Origin of the sequence: Streptomyces sp. NPDC001351, assembly GCF_042896045.1 — a bacterium.
Lineage (GTDB): Bacteria > Actinomycetota > Actinomycetes > Streptomycetales > Streptomycetaceae > Streptomyces.
The window spans coordinates 124,229-149,585 of record NZ_JBIAWS010000016.1; the positions used below are offsets into that span (position 1 = coordinate 124,229).

A 25,357-nucleotide genomic window follows, 5' to 3' on the forward strand; every position below is an offset into this window, starting at 1 on the left:
CCCCTCTGCGAGGCCAGACTCATCGCGTAACCAGCACAGCACATCCGGCAGGACCGGTCCGACGCAGCACTCGTGCGTCAACTTCACAACCGACATAGGAGATTTACCATGACTTCGGCCGTGACCATTCCCAGGCACGGGGGCACTGGAGGGCGTACGGCCGTAGCCGCGCGGGCGCGGCAGGTCGTGAAGGCGTACGGGTCCGGCGAGACCCGTGTCGTCGCCCTCGACCACGTGGACGTCGACATCGCCCGCGGGCAGTTCACCGCGATCATGGGCCCCTCGGGCTCCGGCAAGTCCACGCTCATGCACTGTCTGGCCGGGCTCGACACCGTGTCCTCGGGGCAGATCTACCTCGACGAGACCGAGATCACCGGGCTCAAGGACAAGAAGCTCACGCAGCTGCGCCGGGACCGGATCGGGTTCATCTTCCAGGCGTTCAACCTGCTGCCGACGCTCAATGCCATCGAGAACATCACGCTGCCCATGGACATCGCCGGGCGCAAGCCCGACAAGCAGTGGCTGGCGCGGGTCGTCGACACCGTCGGGCTGAGCGACCGGCTCAAGCACCGGCCCACCCAGCTCTCCGGCGGTCAGCAGCAGCGCGTCGCCGTGGCCCGCGCGCTGGCCGCGCGGCCCGAGATCATCTTCGGTGACGAGCCGACCGGAAACCTCGACTCCCGTGCCGGAGCGGAGGTGTTGGGCTTCCTGCGCAGGTCGGTCGACGAACTCGGGCAGACCATCGTGATGGTCACGCACGACCCGGTGGCGGCCTCGTACGCGGACCGGGTGCTGTATCTCGCCGACGGCCGGATCGTCGACGAGATGTACAAGCCGACCGCGGACGCCGTCCTCGACCGTATGAAGGACTTCGACGCCCGGGGGCGCACGTCATGACCGTGCTGAAGACTTCGATGCGCAACTTCTTCGCGCACAAGGGGCGGATGGCCCTGTCGGCGATCGCCGTGCTGCTGTCGGTGGCCTTCGTCTGCGGGACGCTGGTCTTCACCGACACCATGAACACCACCTTCGACAAGCTGTTCCAGGCGACGTCGTCCGATGTGACGGTGAGCGCCAAGGGCGCCTCGGACAGCGGCGAGACGACCTCCGACAACGGTCGGCCGCCGGTCATGCCGGCCTCCGTGGTCGCCAAGGTCCGCGGGGCGCAGGGCGTGAAGTCGGCGGAAGGCACCGTCTTCTCCACCTCCGTGACCGTCGTCGACGCCAAGAAGGACAGCCTGTCGCCGTCCGGCGGCGGCCCGACCATCGTCGGCAGCTGGAACGGCAACGACGCCCGCACCATGAAGATCACCTCCGGTACGGCGCCCAAGGGCCCCGACCAGGTGATGGTGGACCGCGACACCGCCGACAAGCACCACCTGGGGCTCGGTGACGAACTCGGCGTGATCAGCGCGGTCGGCACGCACGGCGCGAAGATCTCCGGCATCGCCGACTTCCAGGTCACCAACCCCGGTGCGGCGATCTTCTACCTCGACACGAAGACCGCACAGCAGACCCTCGTCGGGAAGACCGGCGTCTTCACCAACGTCAACGTCACGGCCGCGCCCGGGGTGACCGACCCGCAGCTGAAGAAGAACGTCGTCTCCGCGCTCGGCACCACCTACAAGGTGCAGACCGCCAAGGAGACCGCCGACGCCAACCAGAAGAACGTCGAGAGCTTCATGAACGTCATGAAGTACGCGATGCTCGGCTTCGCCGGGATCGCCTTCCTCGTCGGCATCTTCCTGATCATCAACACCTTCTCGATGCTGGTCGCCCAGCGGACCCGCGAGATCGGCCTGATGCGGGCCATCGGGTCCAGCCGCAAGCAGGTCAACCGGTCCGTGCTGGCCGAGGCGCTGCTGCTGGGTGCCTTCGGGTCCGTCCTCGGCGTCGGCGCGGGCGTCGGCCTCGCGGTCGGCCTGATGAAGCTCATGGGCCAGCTGGGCATGCACCTGTCGACCGCCGATCTGACGGTCGCCTGGACGACCCCGGTGGTCGGTCTCCTGCTCGGCGTCGTCGTCACCGTCCTCGCCGCCTACCTGCCCGCCCGCCGGGCCGGCAAGGTCTCCCCGATGGCCGCACTGCGCGACGCCGGCGCCCCCGCCGACGCCAAGGCGGGCCGCATCCGGGCCCTGGTGGGCCTGGTCCTCACCGGCGCCGGCGGCTACGGCCTCTACCTGGCCGCGAACGTCGACAAGGCGAAGGACGGCTCGCTGTGGCTGGGCCTCGGCGTCGTGCTCTCGCTCATCGGGTTCGTCGTCATCGGCCCGCTCCTCGCGGGCGGCGTGGTCCGCGTCCTGGGCGCCGTACTGCTGCGGGCCTTCGGACCGGTCGGACGGATGGCCGAACGCAACGCGTTGCGCAACCCGCGCCGCACCGGCGCCACGGGCGCCGCCCTGATGATCGGCCTCGCCCTGGTCGCCTGCCTCTCGGTGGTCGGCTCCTCCATGGTCGCCTCCGCGACCGACCAGCTCGACAAGACCGTCGGCACGGACTTCATCATCCAGTCCGACAGCGGCCAGCTGGTCACACCGCAGGCGGTCAAGGCCGTGAAGGACACCCCGGGCCTTGCGCGGGTCACCGAATACAGGCGCAACCAGGCGGACTTCACCACCCCCGACGGCAAGACGCTCGACGACACGGCCATCACGGCGGCCGACCCGACGTACGCGACCGACCTGCGCACCAAGACGGTCGCCGGGAACCTCAAGGACGCCTACCTGCCGGACTCGATGTCCGTGCACGAGAAGTTCGCCAAGGCGCACGGGGTCCACCTGGGCTCGAAGATCAAGGTCGCCTTCAAGGACGGCTCCGCGGCCGACCTCACGGTCCGCGCGATCACCAGCAGTGACGTCGTCATCGACCAGGGGGCGATGTACACGTCGATCTCGACGCTGGCGAAGTACGTCCCCGCCGACAAGATGCCCCTGGACCAGCTGGTCTTCGCCACCGCCAAGGACGGGCAGCAGGACACCGCGTACAAGTCGCTGAAGTCCGCGCTGCACGACTACCCGCAGTACAAGGTGCGCGACCAGACCGACTACAAGCAGGCGCTGAAGGACCAGATCGGCCAGCTGCTGAACATGATCTACGGCCTGCTGGCCCTCGCGATCATCGTCGCGATCCTCGGTGTCGTGAACACCCTGGCGCTGTCGGTGGTCGAGCGGACCAGGGAGATCGGCCTGATGCGGGCGATCGGTCTGTCGCGGCGGCAGCTGCGCCGGATGATCCGCATGGAGTCCGTGGTGATCGCCCTGTTCGGCGCCCTGCTGGGCCTCGGCCTGGGCATGGGCTGGGGTGCGACGGCCCAGCAACTGCTCGCCCTGGAGGGCCTGAAGGTCCTCGAGATCCCGTGGTCCACCCTGATCGCGGTCTTCCTCGGCTCGGCCTTCGTGGGCCTGTTCGCCGCCCTGATCCCGGCCTTCCGGGCGGGCCGCATGAACGTCCTGAACGCGATCGCCACCGACTAGCGATCGGTACACAGCCACCGCACACGGGGGTTGCGGGGGAGCGCCCGGCACCGGGAGTCCTGGGGGACTCACCGGTGCCGGGCAGTTTTGCGGACCGGGAAGCCACCGGCACTCGCGCCACCGGCGACGTACCCTGGAAAACCCCCGGCCCGCCGCGCGCGTCGGGCCCTTCGCGTTGCCCGCCCCCCGGACGAAAGCCGCCCCGAATGAGCCTGCACGGTCTGCTCGACGCCGTCGTCAAGGACACCGCCCTCGCAGAAGCCGTCAAGGCGGCCACAGACGGCAACCGCATGCACATCGACCTCGTCGGCCCCCCCGCCGCCCGCCCCTTCGCGATCGCCGCCCTCGCCCGCGAGACCGGCCGCCCCGTCCTCGCGGTGACGGCGACCGGACGTGAGGCGGAGGACCTGGCCGCCGCCCTGCGCTCGCTGCTGCCGGCGGACGGCGTCGTGGACTACCCCTCCTGGGAGACGCTCCCGCACGAGCGGCTGAGCCCCCGCAGCGACACCGTCGGCCGCCGCCTCGCCGTCCTGCGCCGCCTGGCCCACCCCCGCCCCGACGACCCCGAGACCGGCCCGGTCTCCGTCGTCGTGGCGCCGGTACGGTCCGTGCTGCAGCCGCAGGTCAAAGGCCTCGGAGACCTGGAACCGGTCGCACTGCGGACCGGGCAGACCGCCGACCTGAACGAGGTCGTGGAGGCCCTCGCGGCCGCCGCGTACGCGCGCGTGGAGCTCGTCGAGAAGCGCGGCGAGTTCGCCGTACGAGGCGGCATCCTGGACGTCTTCCCGCCCACCGAGGAACACCCCCTGCGCGTGGAGTTCTGGGGCGACGACGTCGAGGAGATCCGCTACTTCAAGGTCGCCGACCAGCGCTCCCTCGAAGTCGCCGAGCACGGCCTGTGGGCGCCGCCCTGCCGTGAACTCCTGCTCACGGACGACGTACGCGCACGTGCGCGCACCCTCGCCGAACAGCATCCGGAGCTGGGCGAACTGCTCGGCAGGATCGCCGAAGGCATCGCGGTCGAGGGCATGGAGTCCCTCGCCCCCGTCCTCGTCGACGACATGGAGCTGCTGCTCGACGTCCTGCCCAAGGGCGCCATGGCCGTCGTATGCGATCCGGAGCGGGTCCGCACGCGTGCCGCCGATCTGGTCGCCACCAGCCAGGAGTTCCTGCAGGCGTCCTGGGCGGCCACGGCGGGCGGCGGCGAGGCCCCCATCGACGTCGGCGCGGCCTCGCTCTGGTCCATCGCGGACGTGCGCGACCGGGCCCGCGAGCTGGACATGATGTGGTGGTCGGTCTCGCCCTTCGCGGCGGACGAGGACCTCACGCTGACATATGCCGCTGACGCGGCGGGCGACACCCTCAAGCTCGGCATGCACGCCCCCGAGACCTACCGCGGCGACACCGCCAAGGCCCTCGCCGACACCAAGGGCTGGCTCGCCGAGGGCTGGCGCACGGTGTTCGTCACCGAAGCCCACGGACCGGCGGCCCGCACGGTCGAGGTGCTCGGCGGCGAGGGCATCGCGGCCCGCCTCGACGTGGAACTCGGGGCGATCTCCCCGTCCGTCGTGCACGTCGCGTGCGGCTCGATCGACTACGGCTTCGTCGACCCGGCGCTCAGGCTCGCCGTCCTCACCGAGACCGACCTGTCCGGCCAGAAGGCGGCCGGCAAGGACGGCGCCCGGATGCCGGCCCGCCGCCGCAAGACCATCGACCCGCTCACCCTGGAGGCGGGCGACTACATCGTCCACGAGCAGCACGGCGTGGGCCGCTACATCGAGATGGTGCAGCGGACCGTGCAGGGCGCGACCCGCGAGTACCTGGTCGTCGAGTACGCCCCCGCCAAGCGCGGCCAGCCCGGCGACCGCCTCTACATCCCCACCGACCAGCTGGAGCAGATCACCAAGTACGTCGGCGGGGAGGCGCCCACCCTGCACCGCCTGGGCGGCGCCGACTGGACGAAGACCAAGGCACGCGCGAAGAAGGCCGTCAAGGAGATCGCGGCCGACCTCATCAGGCTGTACAGCGCGCGCATGGCCGCCCCCGGCCACACCTTCGGCCCGGACACCCCCTGGCAGCGCGAGCTGGAGGACGCCTTCCCGTACGCGGAGACGCCCGACCAGCTCACCACCATCGCCGAGGTCAAGGAGGACATGGAGAAGTCGGTCCCCATGGACCGCCTGATCTGCGGCGACGTCGGCTACGGCAAGACGGAGATCGCGGTCCGGGCCGCCTTCAAGGCCGTACAGGACGGCAAGCAGGTCGCGGTCCTCGTCCCCACGACCCTTCTCGTGCAGCAGCACTTCGGGACGTTCTCCGAGCGCTACTCCCAGTTCCCCGTCAACGTACGGGCGCTCAGCCGCTTCCAGACCGACACCGAGGCGAAGGCCGTCCTGGAGGGCCTGCGGGAGGGCTCGGTGGACGTCGTCATCGGCACCCACCGGCTGTTCTCCTCGGAGACCAAGTTCAAGGACCTCGGCCTGGTCATCGTCGACGAGGAGCAGCGCTTCGGCGTCGAGCACAAGGAACAGCTGAAGAAGCTGCGCGCCAACGTCGACGTCCTGACGATGTCCGCGACCCCCATCCCCAGGACCCTGGAGATGGCCGTGACCGGCATCCGCGAGATGTCGACGATCACGACACCCCCGGAGGAGCGCCACCCGGTCCTGACCTTCGTCGGTCCGTACGAGGAGAAGCAGATCGGCGCCGCGATCCGCCGCGAACTCCTGCGCGAGGGCCAGGTCTTCTACATCCACAACCGGGTGGAGTCCATCGACCGGGCCGCCTCCCGGCTGCGTGAGATCGTCCCCGAGGCGCGGATCGCGACCGCCCACGGCCAGATGTCCGAGTCGACCCTCGAACAGGTCGTCGTGGACTTCTGGGAGAAGAAGTACGACGTCCTCGTCTCGACCACGATCGTCGAGTCCGGCATCGACATCTCCAACGCCAACACCCTGATCGTGGAGCGCGGCGACAACTTCGGCCTCTCCCAGCTGCACCAGCTGCGCGGCCGGGTGGGCCGCGGCCGCGAGCGCGGATACGCGTACTTCCTGTACCCGCCGGAGAAGCCCCTGACGGAGACCGCCCACGAGCGCCTCGCGACGATCGCCCAGCACACCGAGATGGGCGCGGGCATGTACGTCGCCATGAAGGACCTGGAGATCCGAGGAGCCGGCAACCTCCTCGGCGGCGAACAGTCCGGCCACATCGCGGGCGTCGGCTTCGACCTGTACGTCCGCATGGTCGGCGAGGCCGTCGCGGACTACCGGGCCTCCCTGGAGGGCGGGGTGGAGGAGGAGCCGCCGCTGGAGGTCAAGATCGAGCTCCCCGTCGACGCGCACGTCCCGCACGACTACGCCCCCGGCGAGCGCCTGCGCCTGCAGGCCTACCGCGCCATCGCCTCTGCCAACACGGAGGAGGACATCAAGTCCGTACGGGAGGAACTCGTCGACCGCTACGGCAAGTTGCCCGAACCGGTGGAGAACCTGCTGCTGGTGGCGGGCCTGCGGATGCTCGCCCGCGCCTGCTCGGTCGGTGAGATCGTCCTGCAGGGCAACAACATCCGTTTCGCACCGGTGGAGTTGAGGGAGTCCCAGGAGCTCAGGCTGAAGCGCCTGTACCCGGGGACCGTCATCAAGCCGGCCACCCACCAGGTGCTGGTACCGCGCCCGAAGACGGCGAAGGTGGGCGGAAAGCCCCTCGTCGGGCGGGAGTTGCTGGGCTGGGTGGGCGAGTTCCTGGCGTCGGTCCTGGGGTCGTAGAGCCGGACGGCAGACGGACGACGAAGCCGTCCGCGGGAGGCGGACTCCGCGGACGGCTGCTCTGTGGCCCTAAGGCTGTTCGGGCCTGTCGCGATCCATGCCGAGCTGCCCCTCGATGCGCTGCTGGGCGTCGTCGACCTGGGTCTCGTACTTGTTGCCCGTTCTCTCGTTGACCTTCCGCTCCGCGGCGTCGGACATGTCCCTTGCCTTGTCCTGCGCCTGGCGGTTGCTCTTGAACCTGTCGAAGATGCCCATCCAGAGCTCCTTCCCGAGGTGAGTCAGCAACGACAATACGGCCCATATGTGCCCCATGCCCACTTGAGCCGATTTTGGTCTGGACCTCGTGAGTGCCTCCGTGCGCCCTCTCGCTACGGTGTGCGGACAGTCGTACGGGAAATTCGTACGAGAGAAGACCGCCTGTGCGGGGGCGGATGGCGCGGCAAGGGGAGAACGCACGATGAGGCGTCTGAGGGGCGGGGCGGCGGCCATGGTGCTGGTGTTCGCCGTGGCGGGATGCAAGGCGGAGACCAAGACGGGATCCGGCGGACCGCAGGAGACCGGCGGCGGGGGCGCGGCCCTGACGGCCGCCGAGTCGCTGACCGTGAAGGGGCGCGCGCCGAAGACGGGTTACGCCCGGGACAGGTTCGGCGCCGCCTGGGCGGACACCGACTCCAACAGCTGCGACACCCGTGACGACATCCTCAAACGGGACCTGGCCGACGTGAAGTTCAGCGACGGCAAGTGCAAGGTGTCGTACGGCGTCCTGGAGTCGGACCCGTACTCCGGCCAGAAGGTGACCTACCGGCGCGGCCGCAGCCTCGTCGACATCGACCACCTGGTCGCCCTCTCCGACGCCTGGCAGAAGGGCGCCAAGTACTGGGACGCACGCAAGCGAATAGCCCTCGCCAACGACCCGCTCAACCTCCTCGCCGTCGGCGCGAGCGCCAACCGGTCCAAGGGCGACGGCGACACCGCGACCTGGGTGCCGCCGAAGGCCTACCGGTGCACCTATGTCGCCGCCCAGGTCGCGGTGAAGAAGAAGTACGGGCTGTGGGTGACCGCCGCCGAGAAGGCCGCCATGGAGAAGGTCCTCAGGACCTGCCCGGGGCAGAAACTCCCCTCCGGCGGCAACCCGACCGAGGCGCCGGCCCGGTTCAGCGCCGGCTGACGGGAACGGGCCGGGGGCCCGGCTACGCCTGCTTCTTCAGCGCCGCGAGGACCGTCGTCGTCACCTTCTTCGCGGACGCGGCGCCGTTGTCGCCGCCCGCCGTGGACAGCACGGTGACCACCGAGTTGCCGGACCGGGCCGCGATCAGCGTGGTGCCGTTCTCCCAGGTGCCGCTCGTCAGCGTCATCGTGTAGGCCTCGTCCCCGAGCCCGGACGTGGACTTGCCGGTGACCTTCACCTTGGCGTGCGCGTCGGTGTCCGTGAACGTGGCGCACTCGGTGGCGACGGACTGCAGGGCCTTCATCACCGCAGTGGCCGTGGCGCCCTGGAAGGTGTCGACCTCCTGGGCGACCTCCTGCGTCTTGTCCTTGCTCGCGTAGTCGTTCTGCGCGAACGACACGCCCCCCTTGTAGCCGCTCACCTGGATCCAGGACGTGGCCTCCAGCCTGGAGCAGTCCGGCTTCGCGCTCTTTCGGGCCGACGGCGGGAGGAAGGTGCCACCGGTGTCCGAGGAGCCGTCGGCCTCGATGGTGAGCCCGGCGGGGAAGGCCGAGGCGGGCGCCAGCACCTTCTTCAGCTGCGTACCGGTGGGCAGAGAGGCGTTGGGGTCCTTCGCCTTGGCCGCGGCCGCCTTGCCGGAGGAGGTCGCGCCCCCCTGGTCGGAGGAGGAACCGGACGAGCAGGCGGTGAGGGCCAAGGGGAGTGCCGCGACGGCGAGCAGGGTGGCGACACGAGGCGAGAGACGCATGACAGTCCTTCAAAAGGGTGGTGTTGACGGGGGAGCGCACGGCATGCCGTGCAAGGGCCGGAGGCGGCCCGGGGCGTGGGGAGTGGGGCCGCCCCGTGGAAGCCGGTGGAACCGGCTCGGTGAGCGGCGAGCGGTCATGGTAGGCGTGCGGGCGGGGTGGCCGAACCGCAGGTGGGGGCCGGGGAGCCGGCGCCGTGCCGGGTGCCCGGCCGCGCCCCGGCGGTCACGGGAGGGGCGGGGTCAGGCCGCCTTCTTCCAGTCACCGCAGCCGGTGGTCTTGAAGTAGGCGTCGCCCGGGCTGATGGTGACGACGGCGGTACCGGTCACGTTGTTGTTCGCGATGATCGAGTGGAGCGAGTGGTCGGCGTCCTTGGTCCGCTCCCAGTAGCAGGAGTCGTCCTTGTTGCCGGTGGACCTGTAGGTGCCGGGGGCGATGTCCGAGCCGACTCTGAACATCCCGCCGTCACCGGCCATCCTGGCGGCGGGCGAGCCCTTCGCCTTGGTGTCGACGGCCTGCCAGTCCTTGCAGCCGTTCGACTTGAAGAGCTTGTCCGTGGCCTTGACGGTGACGTAACTGGTGCCGCTCACGTTGTCGTTGGCCAGGATCGAGTCCGTCTCGCCCTTGGCGTCCTTGGCGCGCTCCCAGTAACACATGCCGTCGGAGTTGCCGGTGGTGCGGTAGGTGCCGGGCTTGACGTCCGAGCCGACCCGGAAGTCGCCGTCACCCGCGAACGCGGCCTTCTTCTCGGCGGCCTGCGCCTTCCCGCTTCCGGAGCCGTGCCGCGCGGAGGCCGAGGAGTTCTTGCCGGAGTCGGAGGCGGAGCCGGTTCCCTTGTTACCTGCGTTCGCCGATACGACGCCGATGACCACGACCCCCACGACGGCGCCCAGCGCGAGCTTGCCCTTCATGCCCATGACGATGTCCCCCCTCGGACGTTCGGATGTGGCGACTGCCGTTGTCCGGCTGCTGCCGTTCACGGTGTTCGCTGGGTCAATAAGAGCAGACGCTGTGAACCGAGTCAACACGATTCACGGAGTCGGGCGTGTACACGGCCGTGAATGCATGGATCTTGCGTGCGTCGGTATGCTCGGCGTCACACTGCGACAACGAGGGGAGTCGGCGGGTGCAGGACAACGCGACAGAGGTGACCGCCGCCGGGATCGCGCGGCTGGCCGGCGTCGGCCGCGCCGCCGTCAGCAACTGGCGCCGCCGCCACCCCGACTTCCCCAAGCCCGTCGGCGGCACCGAGACGAGCCCGTCCTTCGCGCTCGCCGAGATCGAGGCCTGGCTGCGCAAACAGGGCAAACTCGCCGAGGTGCCGCTGCGTGAACGCGTCTGGCAGCAGCTCGCCGGACATCCCGAGGGCCCCGTCACGGCGTTGACCCACGCCGGCTGCGCCCTGCTGCTCATCCATGACCGGCCGACGGTCTGGCTGGAGGCGAGCTCGGGGTCGGACGAGCGGCTGGCGGCGATGTTGACGGGGGCGCTGGAGGACGTCCTGGTGCCGCGTTTCGGCGCGGCGGTCCGAGGGCGTGGTGTTCACAGCGGACCGGGCGGAGGTACGGCACCGGGTGTGAACGCCCCGCTTCCTGTGAACTCCCCGCTGGCTGTGAACGCCCCCGCCTCCGCCCACACCCCCCCACCGCCCGCCGTGCAAGCCCCCTCCGGCCCCCAACTCCTCCCCTCCGCCCCCCTCCTGCGCGGTGTCGCCGAACTCGCCGCCGCGTCAGGCGCCCGCCAGACCTTCGAGTTCCTGCTCGGACGCCACCTCGACGCCAATCCCCGCCAGTACACCCTCACCCCCGCCGAACTCGCCGAACTCATGGCCGACCTGGCAGGCCCGGCCCGTACCCTCCTCGACCCCGCCTGCGGCACCGGCGCCCTTCTGCGCGCCGTCACCCCCGGACCCGACCAGGAGCTCTACGCCCAGGACAGCGCCCCCGACCTCGCCGCGCTCACCGCCCTGCGCCTCGCCCTGCACACGCCGGCGACCGTGCGCGGCGCCGCGGGCGACACGCTGCGCGCCGACGCCTACCCCGAGTTGCGCGCCGACGCCGTCCTGTGCCACCCGCCGTTCAACGAACGCAACTGGGGCCACGACGAACTCGCCTACGACCCCCGCTGGGAGTACGGCTTCCCGGCCCGCAACGAATCCGAGCTGGCCTGGGCCCAGCACGCCCTCGCCCGCCTGCGCGACGGCGGCACCGCCGTCCTGCTCATGCCGCCCGCCGCCGCCTCCCGCCGCTCCGGCCGCCGTATCCGCGCCGACCTGCTGCGCCGCGGCGCACTGCGCGCCGTCGTCGCCCTGCCCCTCGGCGCGGCACCCCCGTACAACATCCCGCTCCACCTGTGGGTGCTGCGCCGCCCCGACAAGGCGCCCGCGCAGCCCGAGGTGCTGCTCGCCGACACCGGGCAGTACGCCACCGAGGGACGCGGCGGCCCCGACTGGCGGGCCGTGCGCGAGGCCGTGCTCGACGCCTGGGGCGCCTTCGACCGCGCCGGCACGCTCGACGAACGCCCGGGCCTGGCCCGCTCCCTCCCCGTCATCGACCTCCTCGACGACGACGTCGACCTCGCCCCGGCCCGCCATCTGCCGCCCCCCGCCGCGGCCGACGGCGCCGGCGCGCTCACCGCCGTACGCGAACGCCTCGGCGAGACCCTGCGGCTGACCGCCGAGCTCACCCCGCCGCCCGCGGACCACGCGCAGCCCGCGCCCCGCTGGCCGTTCACCACCGTCGGCGAACTCGCCCGCGGGGGCGCCCTGGTGCTGCGCACCGGCGGAAACGGCGGCCACGCGCGCGTGCCCGTCCTCACCGACCACGACGTCTTCGCCCAGACCGCCCCCTCCGGTGCCCTGCCCGAGAGCGACGAGGACGCCGTGCTGACGCAGCCGGGGGACGTCGTCGTGCCGGTGCTCGGCGGCGGCTCGGTGGCGCGCGTGATCGACGACGCGACCGCGGGCGCCGCCCTGGGGCGCAACCTCGTCCTCCTGCGCCCCGATCCCGCCGCGCTCGACCCCTGGTTCCTCGCCGGCTTCCTGCGCGGCACCGCCAACAACCGCCAGGCCAGCAGCTACGCCTCCACGGCCACCCGCCTCGACGTACGCCGCCTCCAACTGCCCCGCCTCCCCCTGGACGAACAGCGGCGCTACGGCGAACGCTTCCGCGCCCTCGACGACTTCGAGCGCGCCCTGCGCCACGCGGGCCGCCTCGGAGAGCAACTCGTGCGCGGGATGTACGACGGGCTGACGGACGGGACGGTCGCACCGGACTGACACGTTCCCGGCCGGGGACGTGACCAGCCTGACAACGGTTCGGTACAACCCGGGACGCGTTGTCCTTGTCGGCCTATACGCTCGGACTCAGTACTGGTGCCGGTACTCACGTTCGTCCCCGTCAGGCCAACAGGAGCAGCCATGCAGGGCCACGGCTACGCCGCGCCTCCGCCCCCTCGTCGACCCTCGACCGGGGTGCTGGTCCTGCTGCGCGTGATCTTCGTGGCGGTGGCGCTCTGCAGCATCGGATTCCTGGCGTGGGTGGCGACGCTCCGCGCGGCGATCGTGACCCGCAAGGCCGCCGACTGGTGGATCTTCGCGGCCTCGGTGGTGGTCCTCGGCATCAGCTTCGCGTTCCTGAGCACCGACCACACCGACGACTTCAGCACCCCGAACGGCAACACAGGCATGATCATCCTGCTGCTGAACGCCGTGGCCTGCGTCGCCTATTACCTCTACGCGGACATACGTCACTTCCACCGGCCCCACCCGGTCTACGCCGGACTGCCGCCCACCGCGCCGGGCTACGGGTATCCCCAGCCCGCGTCGCCGTTCACCGCGACGACCGCGCCGAGCACACCGCAACCCCCGTACACCGCGCCTCCGGTGCCCCACACCCCCGCGCCCCAGCCGCCCCTCCCCGCCCCGCCCCAGCGCCCCGCGCCTGCCCGCATAGACCAGGTGCGCGCCGAACTCGACGAGCTCAGTGACTATCTGCGCCAGCACCCGGGCCATTCCGAGGGCAACCACGAGGGCGGAAGGTGAGCGTGGCGGCAGGACGGGTCGTCGCCGGCCGCTATGCGCTGTCCACGCTCATCGGCCAGGGCGGCATGGGCCAGGTCTGGACGGCGTACGACCAGCGGCTCGACCGGCGTGTGGCGGTGAAGCTGCTGCGCCCCGACAAGGTGGCGGGCCAGGAGGCCGACGAGCTGCGCCGCCGCTTCGTGCGCGAGTGCCGGGTGACCGCGCAGGTCGACCACCCGGGCCTGGTCACGGTGCACGACGCGGGCAGCGAGGGCGAGGAGCTGTTCCTCGTCATGCAGTACGTCGACGGCGCCGACCTCTCCGACCACCTCGCCGAGCACGATCCGTACCCGTGGCAGTGGGCGGTCGCCGTCGCCGCGCAACTGTGCGCCGTGCTGAGCGCCGTGCACGCCGTGCCGATCGTCCACCGCGATCTCAAGCCGCGCAATGTGATGGTGAAGCAGGACGGCACGGTCACCGTCCTCGACCTCGGCGTCGCCTCCGTCATGGACGCCGACACCACTCGCCTCACCCACACGGGCACCCCCATCGGCTCGCCCGCCTACATGGCGCCCGAACAGGCCATGGGCGGCGCGGTCGGTCCGTACACCGACCTGTACGCGCTCGGCGTACTGCTGCACGAACTCCTCAGCGGCGACGTCCCCTTCGCGGGGTCCACGGCACTCGGCGTGCTGCACCGGCATCTGTACGAACCCCCGGTCCCCGTACGCCGTATCCGCCCGGAGGTCCCCGAGGCGCTCGAAGCCCTCGTACTGCGCCTGCTCGCCAAGGACCCGCAGCACCGCCCCGCCTCCGCCCAGGAGGTGTACGAGCACCTGGAGCTGCTGCTGCCCGCGCGCGGGACGCCCACCGGGGCACTCCTCGACCCCACCCGCCCCTTCCTGCGCCCGCACGCCCCCTGGCCGGACCGCGCGCGTACCCCCGCGCCCCAGCCGGCCCCGGTCGCCCCGGCGATGGAGACGGCGGAGAAACCGGACGTCGCACGCGCCGTCGACGAGGTCAAGCGACTCCTCGGCGAGGGCCGCATCACCCAGGCCGTCGACATCCTCGGCGCGATCCTGCCCGCAGCCGCCGAACAGCACGGCGAGCACTCCCCGGTCGTCCGCACCCTGCGCAAGCAGTACGCGGCCACCCTCATGGACGACGGCCAGTACCGGCGCGCACTGCCCGAACTGCGCCGCCTCGCCGACGAACGCGCCGCCGAGGCCGGCCAGGCCGACCCCCAGTCGCTGCGCTTCCGCTACGAGGCGGCCCAGTGCCTGGAGTCCCTCGGCGAACCGGCGGCCGCGCTCGCGGAATACCGCGCCCTGCTGCCGTACTACGAGAACCAGTACGTGGCCGGCGACCCCGAGCTCGCCCACGACGTCCGCCGCCGCATCGGGCACCTCATGCTCGCCCTCGGCGACCGCGCCGCCGCCCACGACACCCTCGCCCGGCTGCTGCTCGACGTGGAGCGGCTGCGCGGCCCCGGCCACCCGCTCGCGGCCGAAATCCGCCGCACCCTGGGGTGGTTGGGGCAGGTGCGCGGTTAGTTTTTGCCGAGCCGTAAGGGATTTTTGTGATCTCTGAGGGCTTACCTTTCCCGAACACTTGACCGCGCCCGGATACGTTTCCGTTCGTTTTACGCCAGGCAACGCACAACGCAGCCGACGCACAACCAGGGGTGGGGTACACATGGCCGGCCATCGGCAGTCAAAGAAGCGCAGATACATCACCTGGGCCGCCGCCGGTGCCGCCGTGGTCGCGGGAGCCGGCCTCGCCGCGCAGAGCTCCATGGCCGCCACCACCTGGCCCGCGCAGAAGACGTACACCGGCCGCGCCTTCGACACCTGCGCCGCGCCCTCCCTCGCCGCGATGAAGGCCTGGCACACCGGTTTCTACGGCGCCGCGGCCGTCTACGTCGGCGGCAGGAACCGCGGCTGCTCCCAGCCCAACCTCACCGCCTCCTGGGTGAAGTCGGTCAGCACGGTCGGCTGGAAACTCATCCCGCTCTACGTCGGCGCCCAGCCGCCCTGCCAGTCCGGCTCCAGCCCCGAGAAGATCACCGCCACCACGGCCGCCTCCCTCGGCAAGACCGACGCGGACGACGCCACGGCCAAGGCATCGGTGCTCGGCATGAAGGCAGGCAGCCCGATCTACCTGGACATGGAGTCGTACGACATCACGAACACGTCGTGCAACAACGCCGTGCTCACCTACGTCCGCGCCTTCGACAAGGAGCTGCGCGCCAAGGTCTACCGCGCCGGCTACTACGGCTTCACCAGCTCCAGCGCGAAGGCCATCGCGGGCGCCACCGACAAGACCGACCTGCCGGGCAACCTCTGGTACGCCCTGTGGGACAAGCAGAACACCACGACCACGGACTGGCCGTTCGGCTCGACCCAGTACACGGACCACAGTCGCGGTCACCAGTACCTGGTCAACAGCAAGGAGACGCGGAACGGCTACACGATCACCGTGGACCGCGACGCGTGGGACGCCCCGGTGGCCATCACCGGCTGAGCCCCCGGCCCCCGCCGAGGCGCGGGGGTGCCCGAAGTCGCGGTGAATCGTTGGTCGAATGGGTCGGTCGAATGGGTTGGCCCCAGCCGTCCCACTGCCTACCATCGATCACCGCAAGACTTTGTGCACCGTCGCACAATCTCCTCGGGAGGCTTCCTTGCACCGCCGTCGCACCGCGCTCGTCCTCACCGCCGCGATCGCCGCCGCGGCCCCCCTCCTGACCGCCTGCGGAAGCGACGCGCACCCCGGTGCGGCAGCCGTCGTCGGCGGTCAGCGGATCACCGTGGCGCAGCTGGAGACCCGGGTGAACGAGGTGCGCGCGGCGCAGCGGGCGGCCGTGAAGGACGACGCGCAGTACAAGCAGGCCGTCTCGCAGACCGCAGGACTCACCCGCGACACCCTGCACGGGATGGTCATCGACCGGGTGCTGCACCGCGCCGCCCAGGACGCGGGCGTGAGCGTCACGCCCAAGGAGGTCCAGCAGATGCGCGCCGGCCTGGAGCGGCAGGTCGGCGGCTCCAAGGCCCTGCAGACGGCCTGGCTCCAGCAGTACGGCGTCGCACCGCAGCGCCTCGACGAGAACCTGCGCCTGCAGCTGGAGGCCCAGAAGCTGGCCCAGGCCCTCGGCGCCGACACCAGCAAGCCGGCCTTCTGGAACGCCCTGTCCAAGGCGTCCAGGGAACTCCACGTCGACCTGAACCCGCGCTACGGCACCTGGGACGTCCAGAAGAGCAGCCGCGTCGACGCGAGGACCCCCTGGGTGCGAGAGGTCACGGCGACCGGGACGCAGCAGACGGCGTAACGGCCCCTCCGGGGCCGCCGCCCCTGTGGACTGCGGCCCTGGGAGACCACAGCCCTGTGGACAACTTCCGGGGCCGTCGGTGGCGTGCGTTACGTTCGGATCGTGAACGCAACCAGCTCCGAACAGGCCCCCGGCCGCATCGTCCTGCTCACCACCAGCCACCGCGTCGCGCCCGGCCTGCTGTCCTGGCCCGCCTGGCAGGCCCTGCACGCCGCCGACCGCGTGCTGTGCTCGGACGGCGCCCACCCGCAGCTGCCGTATCTGCGGGAGGCGGGCATACGGGTCGAGGAGGCCGCGCCCACCGCCGAGGAACTGGTCGACACCTGCGCGGGCGGCCGTACGGTCGTCGTGGTCGCGACCGGCGAGGGCGAGCCGGCCCTCACCGACGGCCTGGCCCGCCTCGCCGGCTCCGGACGCATACAGATGCCGGAGCTGGAGCTGCTGCCCGCCTCCTACGACCTCCCGGGCGCCCGCCTCCTGGACCTCGTCCAGGTCATGGACCGCATCCGCGCCGAATGCCCGTGGTCGTCCCAGCAGACCCACAAGGGCCTGGCGAAGTACGCCATCGAGGAGGCGTACGAACTGGTCGAGGCGATCGAGGAGGGCGACCGCGACGAGCTGCGCGAGGAACTGGGCGACGTCCTGCTCCAGGTGGTCTTCCACGCCCGGATCGCCGAGGAGGACCCGGATGCCCCCTTCTCCGTCGACGACGTGGCCGCCGGCATCGTCACCAAGCTCATCCACCGGCACCCGCATGTCTTCGGTGACGAGACCGCCGCCACGCCCGAGGAGGTCAAGGAGCACTGGCTGCGCACCAAGGCGGTCGAGAAGCAGCGCACCTCGGTGACGGAGGGCATACCCCTGGGCCAGCCGGGCCTGGCCCTCGCGGCGAAGCTGGCGTCGCGGGTGCGGACGGCCGGCCTGGAGGTTCCGCTGCCCCGACGCGAAGGCGTGGGTTACGAGTTGCTCGGACTGGCGGTGCGCGCCGAGGCGGAGGGCGTGGACCCGGAGGCCGCGCTGCGTGCGGCCGCCCGGGCCTACCGGGACGCGATCAAGGAGACGGAGGGCCGCAGCCGGTCAGACGGCGGTGAAGCGCACGGGCAGGTCTCGTAGCCCGCGCATGATGAGCCCGCCCCGCCAGCGCAGCTCGGCGGGGTCGGCGGCGAGTTCGAGATCGGGCAGGCGGCGCAGCAGCGTCTCCAGGGCGGTGCGGCCTTCGAGCCGGGCCAGGGGGGCGCCGAGACAGTAGTGGATGCCGTGGCCGTATCCGAGGTGCTGGTTGTCCCGGCGGGAGAGATCGAGCGTGTCGGGTTGAGAGAAGCGGGCCGGGTCGCGATCGGCCGCCGCCAGGACGACCAGGACGGGGTCGCCCGTGGCGATGCGCTGCCCGCCGATGGTCAGCGGCTCGGTGGCGAAGCGCCAGGTGGCCAGTTCCACCGGGCCGTCGTAGCGGAGCAGCTCCTCTATACCGGTGTCGAGCAGTGCGCTCTCACCGCGCCCGATCGACTCCTGGAGCCGCTGCCGCTGCCCGGGATTGCGCAACAGCGCGTAGGTCCCGTTGCCGATCAGGTTGATGGTGGTCTCGAAGCCGGCGAAGAGCAGCACGAAGCACATCGCGGCGGCCTCGTTCTCCGTGAGGTGCTCGCCGTGGTCGGAGGCGCGGATGAGGCCCGAGATCAGGTCCTCGCCGAGGTCGCCCCGCTTGCGGTGGATGAGTTCGGCGAGATAGCCGCGGATCTTCTTCACGGAACGGGCGACGCCGCCGCGCGGGCCGCCGCCGTGCCGGATCATCATGCCCGCCCAGTCGCGGAAGTCGTCCTGGTCCTCGCGCGGAACGCCGAGCAGATCGCAGATCGCGTAGATGGGGAGGGGGAAGGCGAAGTCGTGGATGAGGTCCGCCTGCCCGTGCGGCGCGAAACGGTCGATGAGGTCGTCCGTCAACTCCTGCACCCGCGGCGCGAATTCGGCCACCCGGCGCGGGGTGAACGCCTTGGAGACGAGGCGGCGCAGCCGGGTGTGGTCCGGCGGGTCGATATTGAGCAGATGCGTCATGAGATTGGCGCTGCGCTCACCCGGAATACCGGTCCGGCTCTTGCCCTGCGCGTCCTCGGCGTGATGCTCGGGGTTCTTCGAGAGCCGCCCGTCCGCGAGCGCCTGACGTGCGTCGGCGTAGCGGGTCACCAGCCAGGCCTCGACCCCGCTGGGAAGTTTCGTCCAGTGCACGGGGGAGTGCTCACGCAGCCAGGCGTAGGCCGGATACGGGTCGCCGGCGAATTCCCAGGTGAAGAGTTCGGGAGCGGTGTTCGGGACGTTCACAGGACGACCGTATCGGGAGCCCGCAGGTGGATGCGCCGCCGCGGTGAACGGGTCAAAGATGATGCGCGTTCAAGTCTGTGATCTTCACGTGATCTACGCGGCATTAACTTGTGACAAGTGATCGGCACCGGCTACGTTCACGGACCAGCGCGGCGGTATCGAACGCCTGTCGGTGTCATGCGCCGCGCGGTCATTGCTGTCTCGCGAAAGGCCTCCGCATGCTCTCCGGGAACGGTCGACACCGTCGCCCCCGTCAGGCTCCGGCTCTCCTTGTCGCGGCCGGAGTGACCGGCTCCGCCATCGCGATCCCGCTCTTCGCCGCGGGCGGCGCCAGCGCCGCCGACGGCACCACGTGGGACAAGGTGGCCCAGTGTGAGACCGGCGGCTCCTGGAGCGAGAACAGCGGCAACGGGTTCTACGGCGGGCTCAAGTTGACCCAGGAGAACTGGGAGAAGTACGGCGGCCTCGACTACGCCCCCAGGGCCGACCTCGCCAGCCGCAACCAGCAGATAGCCGTCGCCGAGAAGCTCCTGGACGACCAGGGCGTCGGCGCCTTCCACATCTGCGGACTGACCTCCGGGCTCACCAAGGACTCGGGTTCGGCCGCCATCGACACCGGTGTGCTGGGCGGCGATTCCGGTTCGTCCGATTCATCCGGCGCGTCCGACTCGACTGGTCTGTCCAACTCCTCGGGCAGCGCATCCGATGGGTCCTCTTCGTCGGATTCGTCCTCCCGCTCGTCCTCCAGCGCCTCGCCTTCGACCTCCGCGAGTGCGACGGACAACTCCGCCGAATCCGGTACATCCGCCTCGCCCTCCACCTCTTCGCCCCAGAAGGGCGCGGGCACCTCGCAGGGCGCCGACAGCTCGTCCACGGACGAGACGAAGGGTGACGACTCGGACAATCTCCAGCCCCCGGCGTCCATTTGGACCCTCGTCGACACCGGCACGGCCGGCACCGGCCGCCACCGTGGCGCCAGCGCCGACGAGACGGCCGGTGCGACCGTCGGCAAGACCGCCGAGAAGGCCAGGACCGACAGCCGTACGGAAGACACGTACACCGTCCACGCCGGGGAGACCCTCGCCTCCATCGCCGACTCCCTTGGCCTGGACGGCGGGTGGCGGGCGCTCTATGCCGAGAACAAGAAGGCCATCGGTGCCGACCCGAATCACATCTTCGCCGGTCAGACCCTGAAACTCGGTGCCGAATAGGGCGAAAAACAACGGGAGTTCACGTCATACTTCGCCACTGAATGTCCGGTTTGGTGAAAGTGTGGGATGAGTCTCAGAAGCCCTGATCGTCTTTGAAATTCGACGGATCGCGTGTCTACCGTCGTCACCGCTCGTCAACACGAGCCCCGGCTGCCGCAACGCCGAATCCTGCCAGCGGCCGTACGGGAACAGTCGTCGCGTCATGCGCCGTAGGCAGGAGCGGGGGACCCAAGGTAGGTGCCTGCCCGGGCAGTTGACGGGCGGCTAGGGGTGTAGCCGTGTCTCGTGAGAGCGAGGACGCGGCCGGGCAACTCAACCGGCCCGAACCCGACAGCTCACCTCGCAGGCGTCGGTGAGGGGATCGAACCATGCTGTTTTCCGGCAAGGGCAAGCACCGTCGTCCGTCCAAGGCCACCCGCGTCGCCGCGCTGGCCGGCGTCACCGGCGTCGCCATCGCCGCTCCGCTGATGGCGGCCGGCAACGCCTCCGCCGCCACCGCCTCCGAGTGGGACAAGGTCGCCCAGTGCGAGTCCGGTGGCAACTGGGCCATCAACACCGGGAACGGCTACTACGGCGGCCTGCAGTTCTCCGCCTCCACCTGGGCCGCGTACGGCGGCACCGCCTACGCCCCGCAGGCCAACCAGGCCTCCAAGGCGCAGCAGATAGCCGTCGCCGAGAAGGTCCTCGCCTCCCAGGGCAAGGGCGCCTGGCCGGTCTGCGGCACGGGCCTGTCCGGTGCCGCCTACAACGGCAGCGCCCCCTCCACGAACACCACCCGCTCCACCGACTCGCAGGCCGCCTCCCGCTCCGCCGAGCGCCCGGCCGCGAAGACCGAGAGCACGAAGACCCAGAAGACCGTCACCACCCCGACCGGCAAGAAGGTCAAGAAGGGCGACGGCGAGTACAAGGTCGTCAAGGGCGACACCCTCAGCTCGATCGCCGAGAAGCACGGCGTCAAGGGCGGCTGGCAGAAGCTGTTCAAGCTGAACAAGGACATCGTCTCCGACGCCAACCTCATCTACCCGGGTCAGCAGCTGCACCTCAAGTGACAGCCTCGCGGGCTCCCCGCTCCGGTGCGTGTTCCCCCGTACGCACCGGAGCGGGGTTCTTTTTGCTCCCCCTCTTTGTTCCGTTCGGAAACAATTTACTCTCGGTTCTGCCCAAGAGGTGGTCGGCAACGTGGCCGATCGGCCTTGGGCGGTTAGGCTCATCCCGCAGAGCCACCGCGCTACTGCCGTAGCCGTGTCACATCCAAGAAGGAGATGCTCGTGCCGTCCATCGACGTCGTCGTAGCCCGGGAAATCCTGGACTCCCGAGGCAACCCCACGGTCGAGGTCGAGGTCGGCCTCGACGACGGCAGCACGGGTCGTGCCGCCGTCCCCTCCGGCGCCTCCACGGGCGCCTTCGAGGCCATCGAGCTCCGCGACGGTGACCCCAACCGCTACCAGGGCAAGGGTGTCGAGAAGGCCGTCCTCGCCGTCATCGAGCAGATCGGCCCTGAGCTGGTCGGCTACGACGCCACCGAGCAGCGCCTGATCGACCAGGCCATGTTCGACCTGGACGCCACCGACAACAAGGGCTCCCTCGGCGCCAACGCCATCCTCGGCGTCTCCCTCGCCGTCGCCCACGCCGCCTCCGAGGCCAGCGACCTGCCGCTCTTCCGCTACCTGGGCGGCCCGAACGCGCACCTGCTGCCGGTGCCGATGATGAACATCCTGAACGGCGGCTCGCACGCCGACTCCAACGTGGACATCCAGGAGTTCATGATCGCCCCGATCGGCGCGGAGTCCTTCTCCGAGGCCCTGCGCTGGGGCGCCGAGGTCTACCACACCCTCAAGAAGGTGCTGAAGACCAAGGGCCTGTCCACCGGCCTCGGCGACGAGGGCGGCTTCGCCCCGAACCTGGAGTCCAACCGCGCCGCGCTCGACCTCATCATCGAGGCCATCAAGCAGGCGGGCTACGTCCCCGGCCAGCAGATCGCGCTCGCGCTCGACGTCGCCGCGTCCGAGTTCTACAAGGACGGCAAGTACGAGTTCGAGGGCAAGTCCCGCTCGGCCGCCGAGATGACCGAGTACTACGAGGAGCTCGTGGCGGCCTACCCGCTCGTCTCCATCGAGGACCCGCTGTTCGAGGACGACTGGGCCGGCTGGAAGGTCATCACCGACAAGCTGGGCGACAAGGTCCAGATCGTCGGCGACGACCTCTTCGTCACCAACCCGGAGCGCCTGGCCCGCGGCATCGAGGAGGGCACCGCCAACGCCCTGCTCGTCAAGGTGAACCAGATCGGCTCGCTGACCGAGACCCTGGACGCCGTCGAGATGGCCCAGCGCAACGGCTTCAAGTGCATGATGTCCCACCGCTCCGGCGAGACCGAGGACGTCACCATCGCCGACCTCGCGGTCGCGGTGAACTGCGGCCAGATCAAGACCGGCGCCCCGGCCCGCTCGGACCGCGTCGCCAAGTACAACCAGCTGCTGCGCATCGAGGAGATCCTCGACGACGCCGCGGAGTACGCGGGCCGCAGCGCCTTCCCGCGCTTCAAGGGCTGAGCCTTCCCGCACGTCCGCTCCGCGGACCATCGGGCCCAGCAAGGGCTGAGCCTTCCTGGGCTAAGCCTTAGCCAGTCGTACGTACGTCCCTGTACCGGTCCCGTACCGTGTGCGGGGACGTACGCACGTGTGACGGGAGGCGGCGACATGGCCGTGAAGGACCGGGACCGGTTCTCCACCGCGACCAGGATCAGACTGCTCGGCGAGCAGACGGCGGCCCGGGTCTACCGCTCCCAGACCAAGCGGCAGGCCCGCCGGTCGCGGCTGACCGGCCGGGCGGCGCTGCTCGCCCTGGTGCTGTGCTCCATGGTGGTGGCGCTGGCGTACCCCATAAGGCAGTACGTCTCCCAGCGCTCCCAGATCGCCGATCTCCAGCGGCAGAAGGAACAGGCCAGGGCGCGGGTCGAGCAGCTGCGCGACCTGAAGGCGCGCTGGCAGGACGACGAGTACGCCGAGCAGCAGATCCGGCTGCGGCTGCACTATGTGCTGCCCGGGGAGACGAGTTACGTCGTGATCGACCCGAAGGTGGCCAAGCAGTCGCGCTTCGAGCAGGGCGCGGGCCACCGCCCCTGGTACACGAACGTCTGGGACGGGGTCGACAAGTCCGACGCCTCCGCCCAGTGAACCGACAGAGGAATTCAGCACAGGCATGGATACGCCCCCGCCGCCCACCCCGCGCACCGAGCCCACCGACGCCGACGTCGAGGCCTTCAAGCAGCAGCTCGGGCGGCCGCCGCGCGGGCTGCGCGCCATCGCGCACCGCTGCCCCTGCGGCCAGCCGGACGTCGTGGAGACGGCCCCGCGCCTGCCGGACGGCACGCCCTTCCCGACGACGTACTACCTGACGTGCCCCCGCGCCGCCTCGGCGATCGGCACGCTGGAGGCGAACGGCGTCATGAAGGAGATGACGGAGCGACTCCAGACGGACCCGGAACTCGCCGCCGCCTACCGCGCCGCGCACGAGGACTACATCGCGCGCCGTGACGCCATCGAGGTCCTGGAGGGCTTCCCGAGCGCGGGCGGCATGCCCGACCGCGTCAAGTGCCTGCACGTACTGGTGGGCCACTCGCTGGCCGCGGGCCCGGGCGTCAACCCGCTCGGCGACGAGGCGATCGCGATGCTGCCGGAGTGGTGGCTGAAGGGCCCGTGCGTGCAGCCGCTGGCGGCCCCCGACCCGGCGGACGAGATCCCCGGCGAGGAGGGTGAGGTCACCGACCCCACCGAGGTCCGCAGCGGCTTCTTCGCATACGCCCCCCTCGTCCCCGCGGGCTTCAGCCGGGTCGCCGCCGTCGACTGCGGCACGAACTCCATCCGGCTCCTGGTCGCGGACGTCAGCCCGGCCACCGGTGAACTGCTGGAGCTCGACCGGCGCATGACGATCGTGCGGCTCGGACAGGACGTGGACCGGACCGGGCGGCTGGCCCCCGAGGCGCTGGAGCGGACGTTCGCGGCCTGCCGGGAGTATGCGGAGGTGATCCGTGAACTGGGCGCCGACAAGGTGCGGTTCGTGGCCACGTCGGCCTCCCGTGACGCCTCCAACCGCGACGCGTTCGTACGGGGCGTCGTGGACATCCTGGGTGTCGAGCCCGAGGTCATCTCCGGTGAGCAGGAGGCCGAGTTCTCCTTCACGGGGGCGACCAAGGAACTGAAGGGGCGCGACGACCTGGACCGTCCCTATCTTGTGGTCGACATCGGCGGCGGCTCCACCGAGTTCGTCGTGGGCGACGACCATGTACAGGCCGCGCGCTCCGTCGACGTCGGGTGCGTGCGGATGACCGAGCGGCATCTCGTCCGGGACGGCGCCGTCACCGACCCGCCCACCGAGGAGCAGATCGCGGCCATGCGGGCCGACATCGAGCGGGCCCTGGACCTCGCCGAGGAGACGGTCCCGCTGCGCGAGGCGCGCACACTGGTCGGCCTCGCGGGGTCGGTGACGACCGTGTCGGCGATCGCTCAGGAACTGCCCGAGTACGACTCGGAGCGCATCCACCACTCCCGGATCGCCCTCGCCAAGGTCCGCGAGATCACCGACTGGCTGCTGCACTCCACCCACGCCGAGCGCGCGGCCGTCCCCTCCATGCATCCGGGGCGCGTCGACGTGATCGCCGCGGGAGCTCTCGTACTGCTGTCGATCATGGAGCGGATCGGCGCCGAGGAGGTCGTGGTCAGCGAGCACGACATCCTCGACGGGATCGCCTTCAAGGTGGCGGAAGGCGTCTGACGATCCGGCTGCGGCCTACTTGAACCAGTACCGGACGCCGTGGTGGTGCGAGCAGGTGCCCTGCGAGTGCCGCGAGTAGGACAGGGTGGCGTCCTTGCACTTCGCCGTCTCGTACTTGTCCCTCGGCCGCTGGTGGTGCGTCCAGCCGCACACGCCGGTGGTGTGACTGACGCAGTGGTGGGCCGTGTTGGTGGCCGGAAGAGTGGCAGCGGAAGCGGTCGGTGCGCTGATGAGGACGCCGGCGAGGGCGACGGTGATCGCCGAGGCAGCAAGACGTGCGCGCATAGGAGTTCCTCCCCCTTGAGGTGCTTGGCAGCGGGAGCTTATAGCGGTGTGAACGACTTGTGGCCTTTGTTGGAGAAGTCGTGGAGACGGCTTTTGGGTCCCGCCCGTCGGACCGTGGCGTAGGTCTCGATTGTTACTGATGGGTAGCTCTCGGACGAGCAGGTCGGATAGCGTATGAGCGTGTCCAGGGGGCCTTTCGGGGCCCCTTGGCGACACGCCGCCAGGAAAGTTCGTGAAGTTCTTCACAAGGAATTCCGCCCGGTGGAAGCACGAAAAGGGGC

General features: G+C 70.5%; 20 protein-coding genes, 1 pseudogene and 1 riboswitch. Of the genes and pseudogenes, 16 read left to right on the plus strand and 5 right to left on the minus strand.

Going from position 1 to position 25,357, the window contains the following annotated elements; all coding sequences use genetic code 11:
- Positions 1–108: 108 nt before the first annotated feature.
- The 3 genes from ACFY1U_RS41575 to mfd all read left to right on the plus strand — a co-directional run bounded on the left by ACFY1U_RS41575 (position 109) and on the right by mfd (position 7,234).
- A complete protein-coding gene (locus tag ACFY1U_RS41575; protein ID WP_390666293.1) occupies positions 109–897 on the plus strand; it encodes an ABC transporter ATP-binding protein in 789 nt (262 codons plus the stop codon).
- Entirely contained in the window at positions 894–3,473 is a 2,580-nt protein-coding gene (locus ACFY1U_RS41580) for an ABC transporter permease (RefSeq protein ID WP_390699234.1), read from the plus strand. Before ACFY1U_RS41575 ends, ACFY1U_RS41580 begins: the two co-directional genes overlap by 4 nt.
- A gap of 206 nt (positions 3,474–3,679) precedes the next feature.
- A complete protein-coding gene (gene mfd / locus ACFY1U_RS41585) occupies positions 3,680–7,234 on the plus strand; it encodes a transcription-repair coupling factor (protein WP_390699235.1) in 3,555 nt (1,184 codons plus the stop codon).
- Between the two features lie 69 nt (positions 7,235–7,303).
- Here the strand turns inward: mfd and ACFY1U_RS41590 are convergent, their stop codons facing one another.
- The gene (locus ACFY1U_RS41590; RefSeq protein WP_390699236.1) at positions 7,304–7,489 is read right to left on the minus strand and encodes an antitoxin; all 186 of its coding nucleotides are present in this window, start codon (positions 7,487–7,489) and stop codon (positions 7,304–7,306) included.
- Between the two features lie 202 nt (positions 7,490–7,691).
- Between ACFY1U_RS41590 and ACFY1U_RS41595 the strand changes: the two genes are divergently transcribed.
- Complete coding sequence (locus ACFY1U_RS41595) at positions 7,692–8,402, plus strand: HNH endonuclease family protein (protein ID WP_390699237.1); 711 nt, start codon at positions 7,692–7,694, stop codon at positions 8,400–8,402.
- Between the two features lie 22 nt (positions 8,403–8,424).
- Here the strand turns inward: ACFY1U_RS41595 and ACFY1U_RS41600 are convergent, their stop codons facing one another.
- Complete coding sequence (locus ACFY1U_RS41600) at positions 8,425–9,150, minus strand: hypothetical protein (RefSeq protein ID WP_390699238.1); 726 nt, start codon at positions 9,148–9,150, stop codon at positions 8,425–8,427.
- Positions 9,151–9,390: 240 nt separating this feature from the next.
- Complete coding sequence (locus ACFY1U_RS41605; protein ID WP_390699239.1) at positions 9,391–10,065, minus strand: hypothetical protein; 675 nt, start codon at positions 10,063–10,065, stop codon at positions 9,391–9,393.
- A gap of 209 nt (positions 10,066–10,274) precedes the next feature.
- Between ACFY1U_RS41605 and ACFY1U_RS41610 the strand changes: the two genes are divergently transcribed.
- The 6 genes from ACFY1U_RS41610 to ACFY1U_RS41635 all read left to right on the plus strand — a co-directional run bounded on the left by ACFY1U_RS41610 (position 10,275) and on the right by ACFY1U_RS41635 (position 17,607).
- The gene (locus tag ACFY1U_RS41610; RefSeq protein ID WP_390699240.1) at positions 10,275–12,425 is read left to right on the plus strand and encodes an N-6 DNA methylase; all 2,151 of its coding nucleotides are present in this window, start codon (positions 10,275–10,277) and stop codon (positions 12,423–12,425) included.
- Positions 12,426–12,566: 141 nt separating this feature from the next.
- A complete protein-coding gene (locus tag ACFY1U_RS41615; protein ID WP_390699241.1) occupies positions 12,567–13,190 on the plus strand; it encodes a hypothetical protein in 624 nt (207 codons plus the stop codon).
- Positions 13,191–13,228: 38 nt separating this feature from the next.
- Complete coding sequence (locus ACFY1U_RS41620) at positions 13,229–14,722, plus strand: protein kinase (RefSeq protein ID WP_390699359.1); 1,494 nt, start codon at positions 13,229–13,231, stop codon at positions 14,720–14,722.
- Positions 14,723–14,864: 142 nt separating this feature from the next.
- On the plus strand, positions 14,865–15,692 hold the full coding sequence (locus ACFY1U_RS41625; RefSeq protein ID WP_390699242.1) for a glycoside hydrolase domain-containing protein: 828 nt from the start codon (positions 14,865–14,867) through the stop codon (positions 15,690–15,692).
- A gap of 157 nt (positions 15,693–15,849) precedes the next feature.
- Positions 15,850–16,494, plus strand: coding sequence for a SurA N-terminal domain-containing protein (locus tag ACFY1U_RS41630; RefSeq protein WP_390699243.1), 645 nt, complete (start codon positions 15,850–15,852; stop codon positions 16,492–16,494).
- Positions 16,495–16,596: 102 nt separating this feature from the next.
- Entirely contained in the window at positions 16,597–17,607 is a 1,011-nt protein-coding gene (locus tag ACFY1U_RS41635) for a nucleoside triphosphate pyrophosphohydrolase (protein ID WP_390699244.1), read from the plus strand.
- On the opposite strand, the gene ACFY1U_RS41640 is transcribed toward ACFY1U_RS41635, so the two are convergent.
- On the minus strand, positions 17,572–18,810 hold the full coding sequence (locus ACFY1U_RS41640) for a cytochrome P450 (RefSeq protein WP_390699245.1): 1,239 nt from the start codon (positions 18,808–18,810) through the stop codon (positions 17,572–17,574). The two genes, ACFY1U_RS41635 and ACFY1U_RS41640, sit on opposite strands and share 36 nt — an antisense overlap.
- A 218-nt stretch (positions 18,811–19,028) precedes the next feature.
- Here ACFY1U_RS41640 and ACFY1U_RS41645 point away from each other — a divergent pair, with 218 nt between their 5' ends.
- From ACFY1U_RS41645 to ACFY1U_RS41670, 6 genes and pseudogenes are all read left to right on the plus strand, one after another.
- Positions 19,029–20,021: a transglycosylase family protein gene (locus ACFY1U_RS41645; RefSeq protein WP_390699246.1), complete on the plus strand. Its 993-nt coding sequence runs from the start codon at positions 19,029–19,031 to the stop codon at positions 20,019–20,021.
- Between the two features lie 195 nt (positions 20,022–20,216).
- Positions 20,217–20,385: riboswitch (cyclic di-AMP (ydaO/yuaA leader) on the plus strand.
- A gap of 4 nt (positions 20,386–20,389) precedes the next feature.
- Positions 20,390–21,070 carry a transglycosylase family protein gene (locus tag ACFY1U_RS41650; protein ID WP_390699247.1) on the plus strand — a complete coding sequence of 227 codons (681 nt, stop codon included), beginning with the start codon at positions 20,390–20,392 and terminating at the stop codon, positions 21,068–21,070.
- A 213-nt stretch (positions 21,071–21,283) separates the two neighbouring features.
- Complete coding sequence (eno, locus tag ACFY1U_RS41655) at positions 21,284–22,570, plus strand: phosphopyruvate hydratase (protein ID WP_115907739.1); 1,287 nt, start codon at positions 21,284–21,286, stop codon at positions 22,568–22,570.
- A 147-nt stretch (positions 22,571–22,717) separates the two neighbouring features.
- Positions 22,718–23,194 (plus strand): septum formation initiator family protein, encoded by a 477-nt coding sequence (locus tag ACFY1U_RS41660; RefSeq protein ID WP_390699248.1) that lies wholly within the window; start codon positions 22,718–22,720, stop codon positions 23,192–23,194.
- Between the two features lie 25 nt (positions 23,195–23,219).
- Positions 23,220–23,621: pseudogene (locus ACFY1U_RS41665) on the plus strand (DUF501 domain-containing protein); the annotation flags it as partial.
- A 258-nt stretch (positions 23,622–23,879) separates the two neighbouring features.
- Positions 23,880–24,791 (plus strand): exopolyphosphatase, encoded by a 912-nt coding sequence (locus ACFY1U_RS41670; RefSeq protein WP_390699360.1) that lies wholly within the window; start codon positions 23,880–23,882, stop codon positions 24,789–24,791.
- Between the two features lie 15 nt (positions 24,792–24,806).
- Here ACFY1U_RS41670 and ACFY1U_RS41675 read toward each other — a convergent pair whose 3' ends face one another.
- A complete protein-coding gene (locus tag ACFY1U_RS41675; protein WP_390699249.1) occupies positions 24,807–25,076 on the minus strand; it encodes a DUF3761 domain-containing protein in 270 nt (89 codons plus the stop codon).
- Between the last annotated feature and the right edge of the window lie 281 nt (positions 25,077–25,357).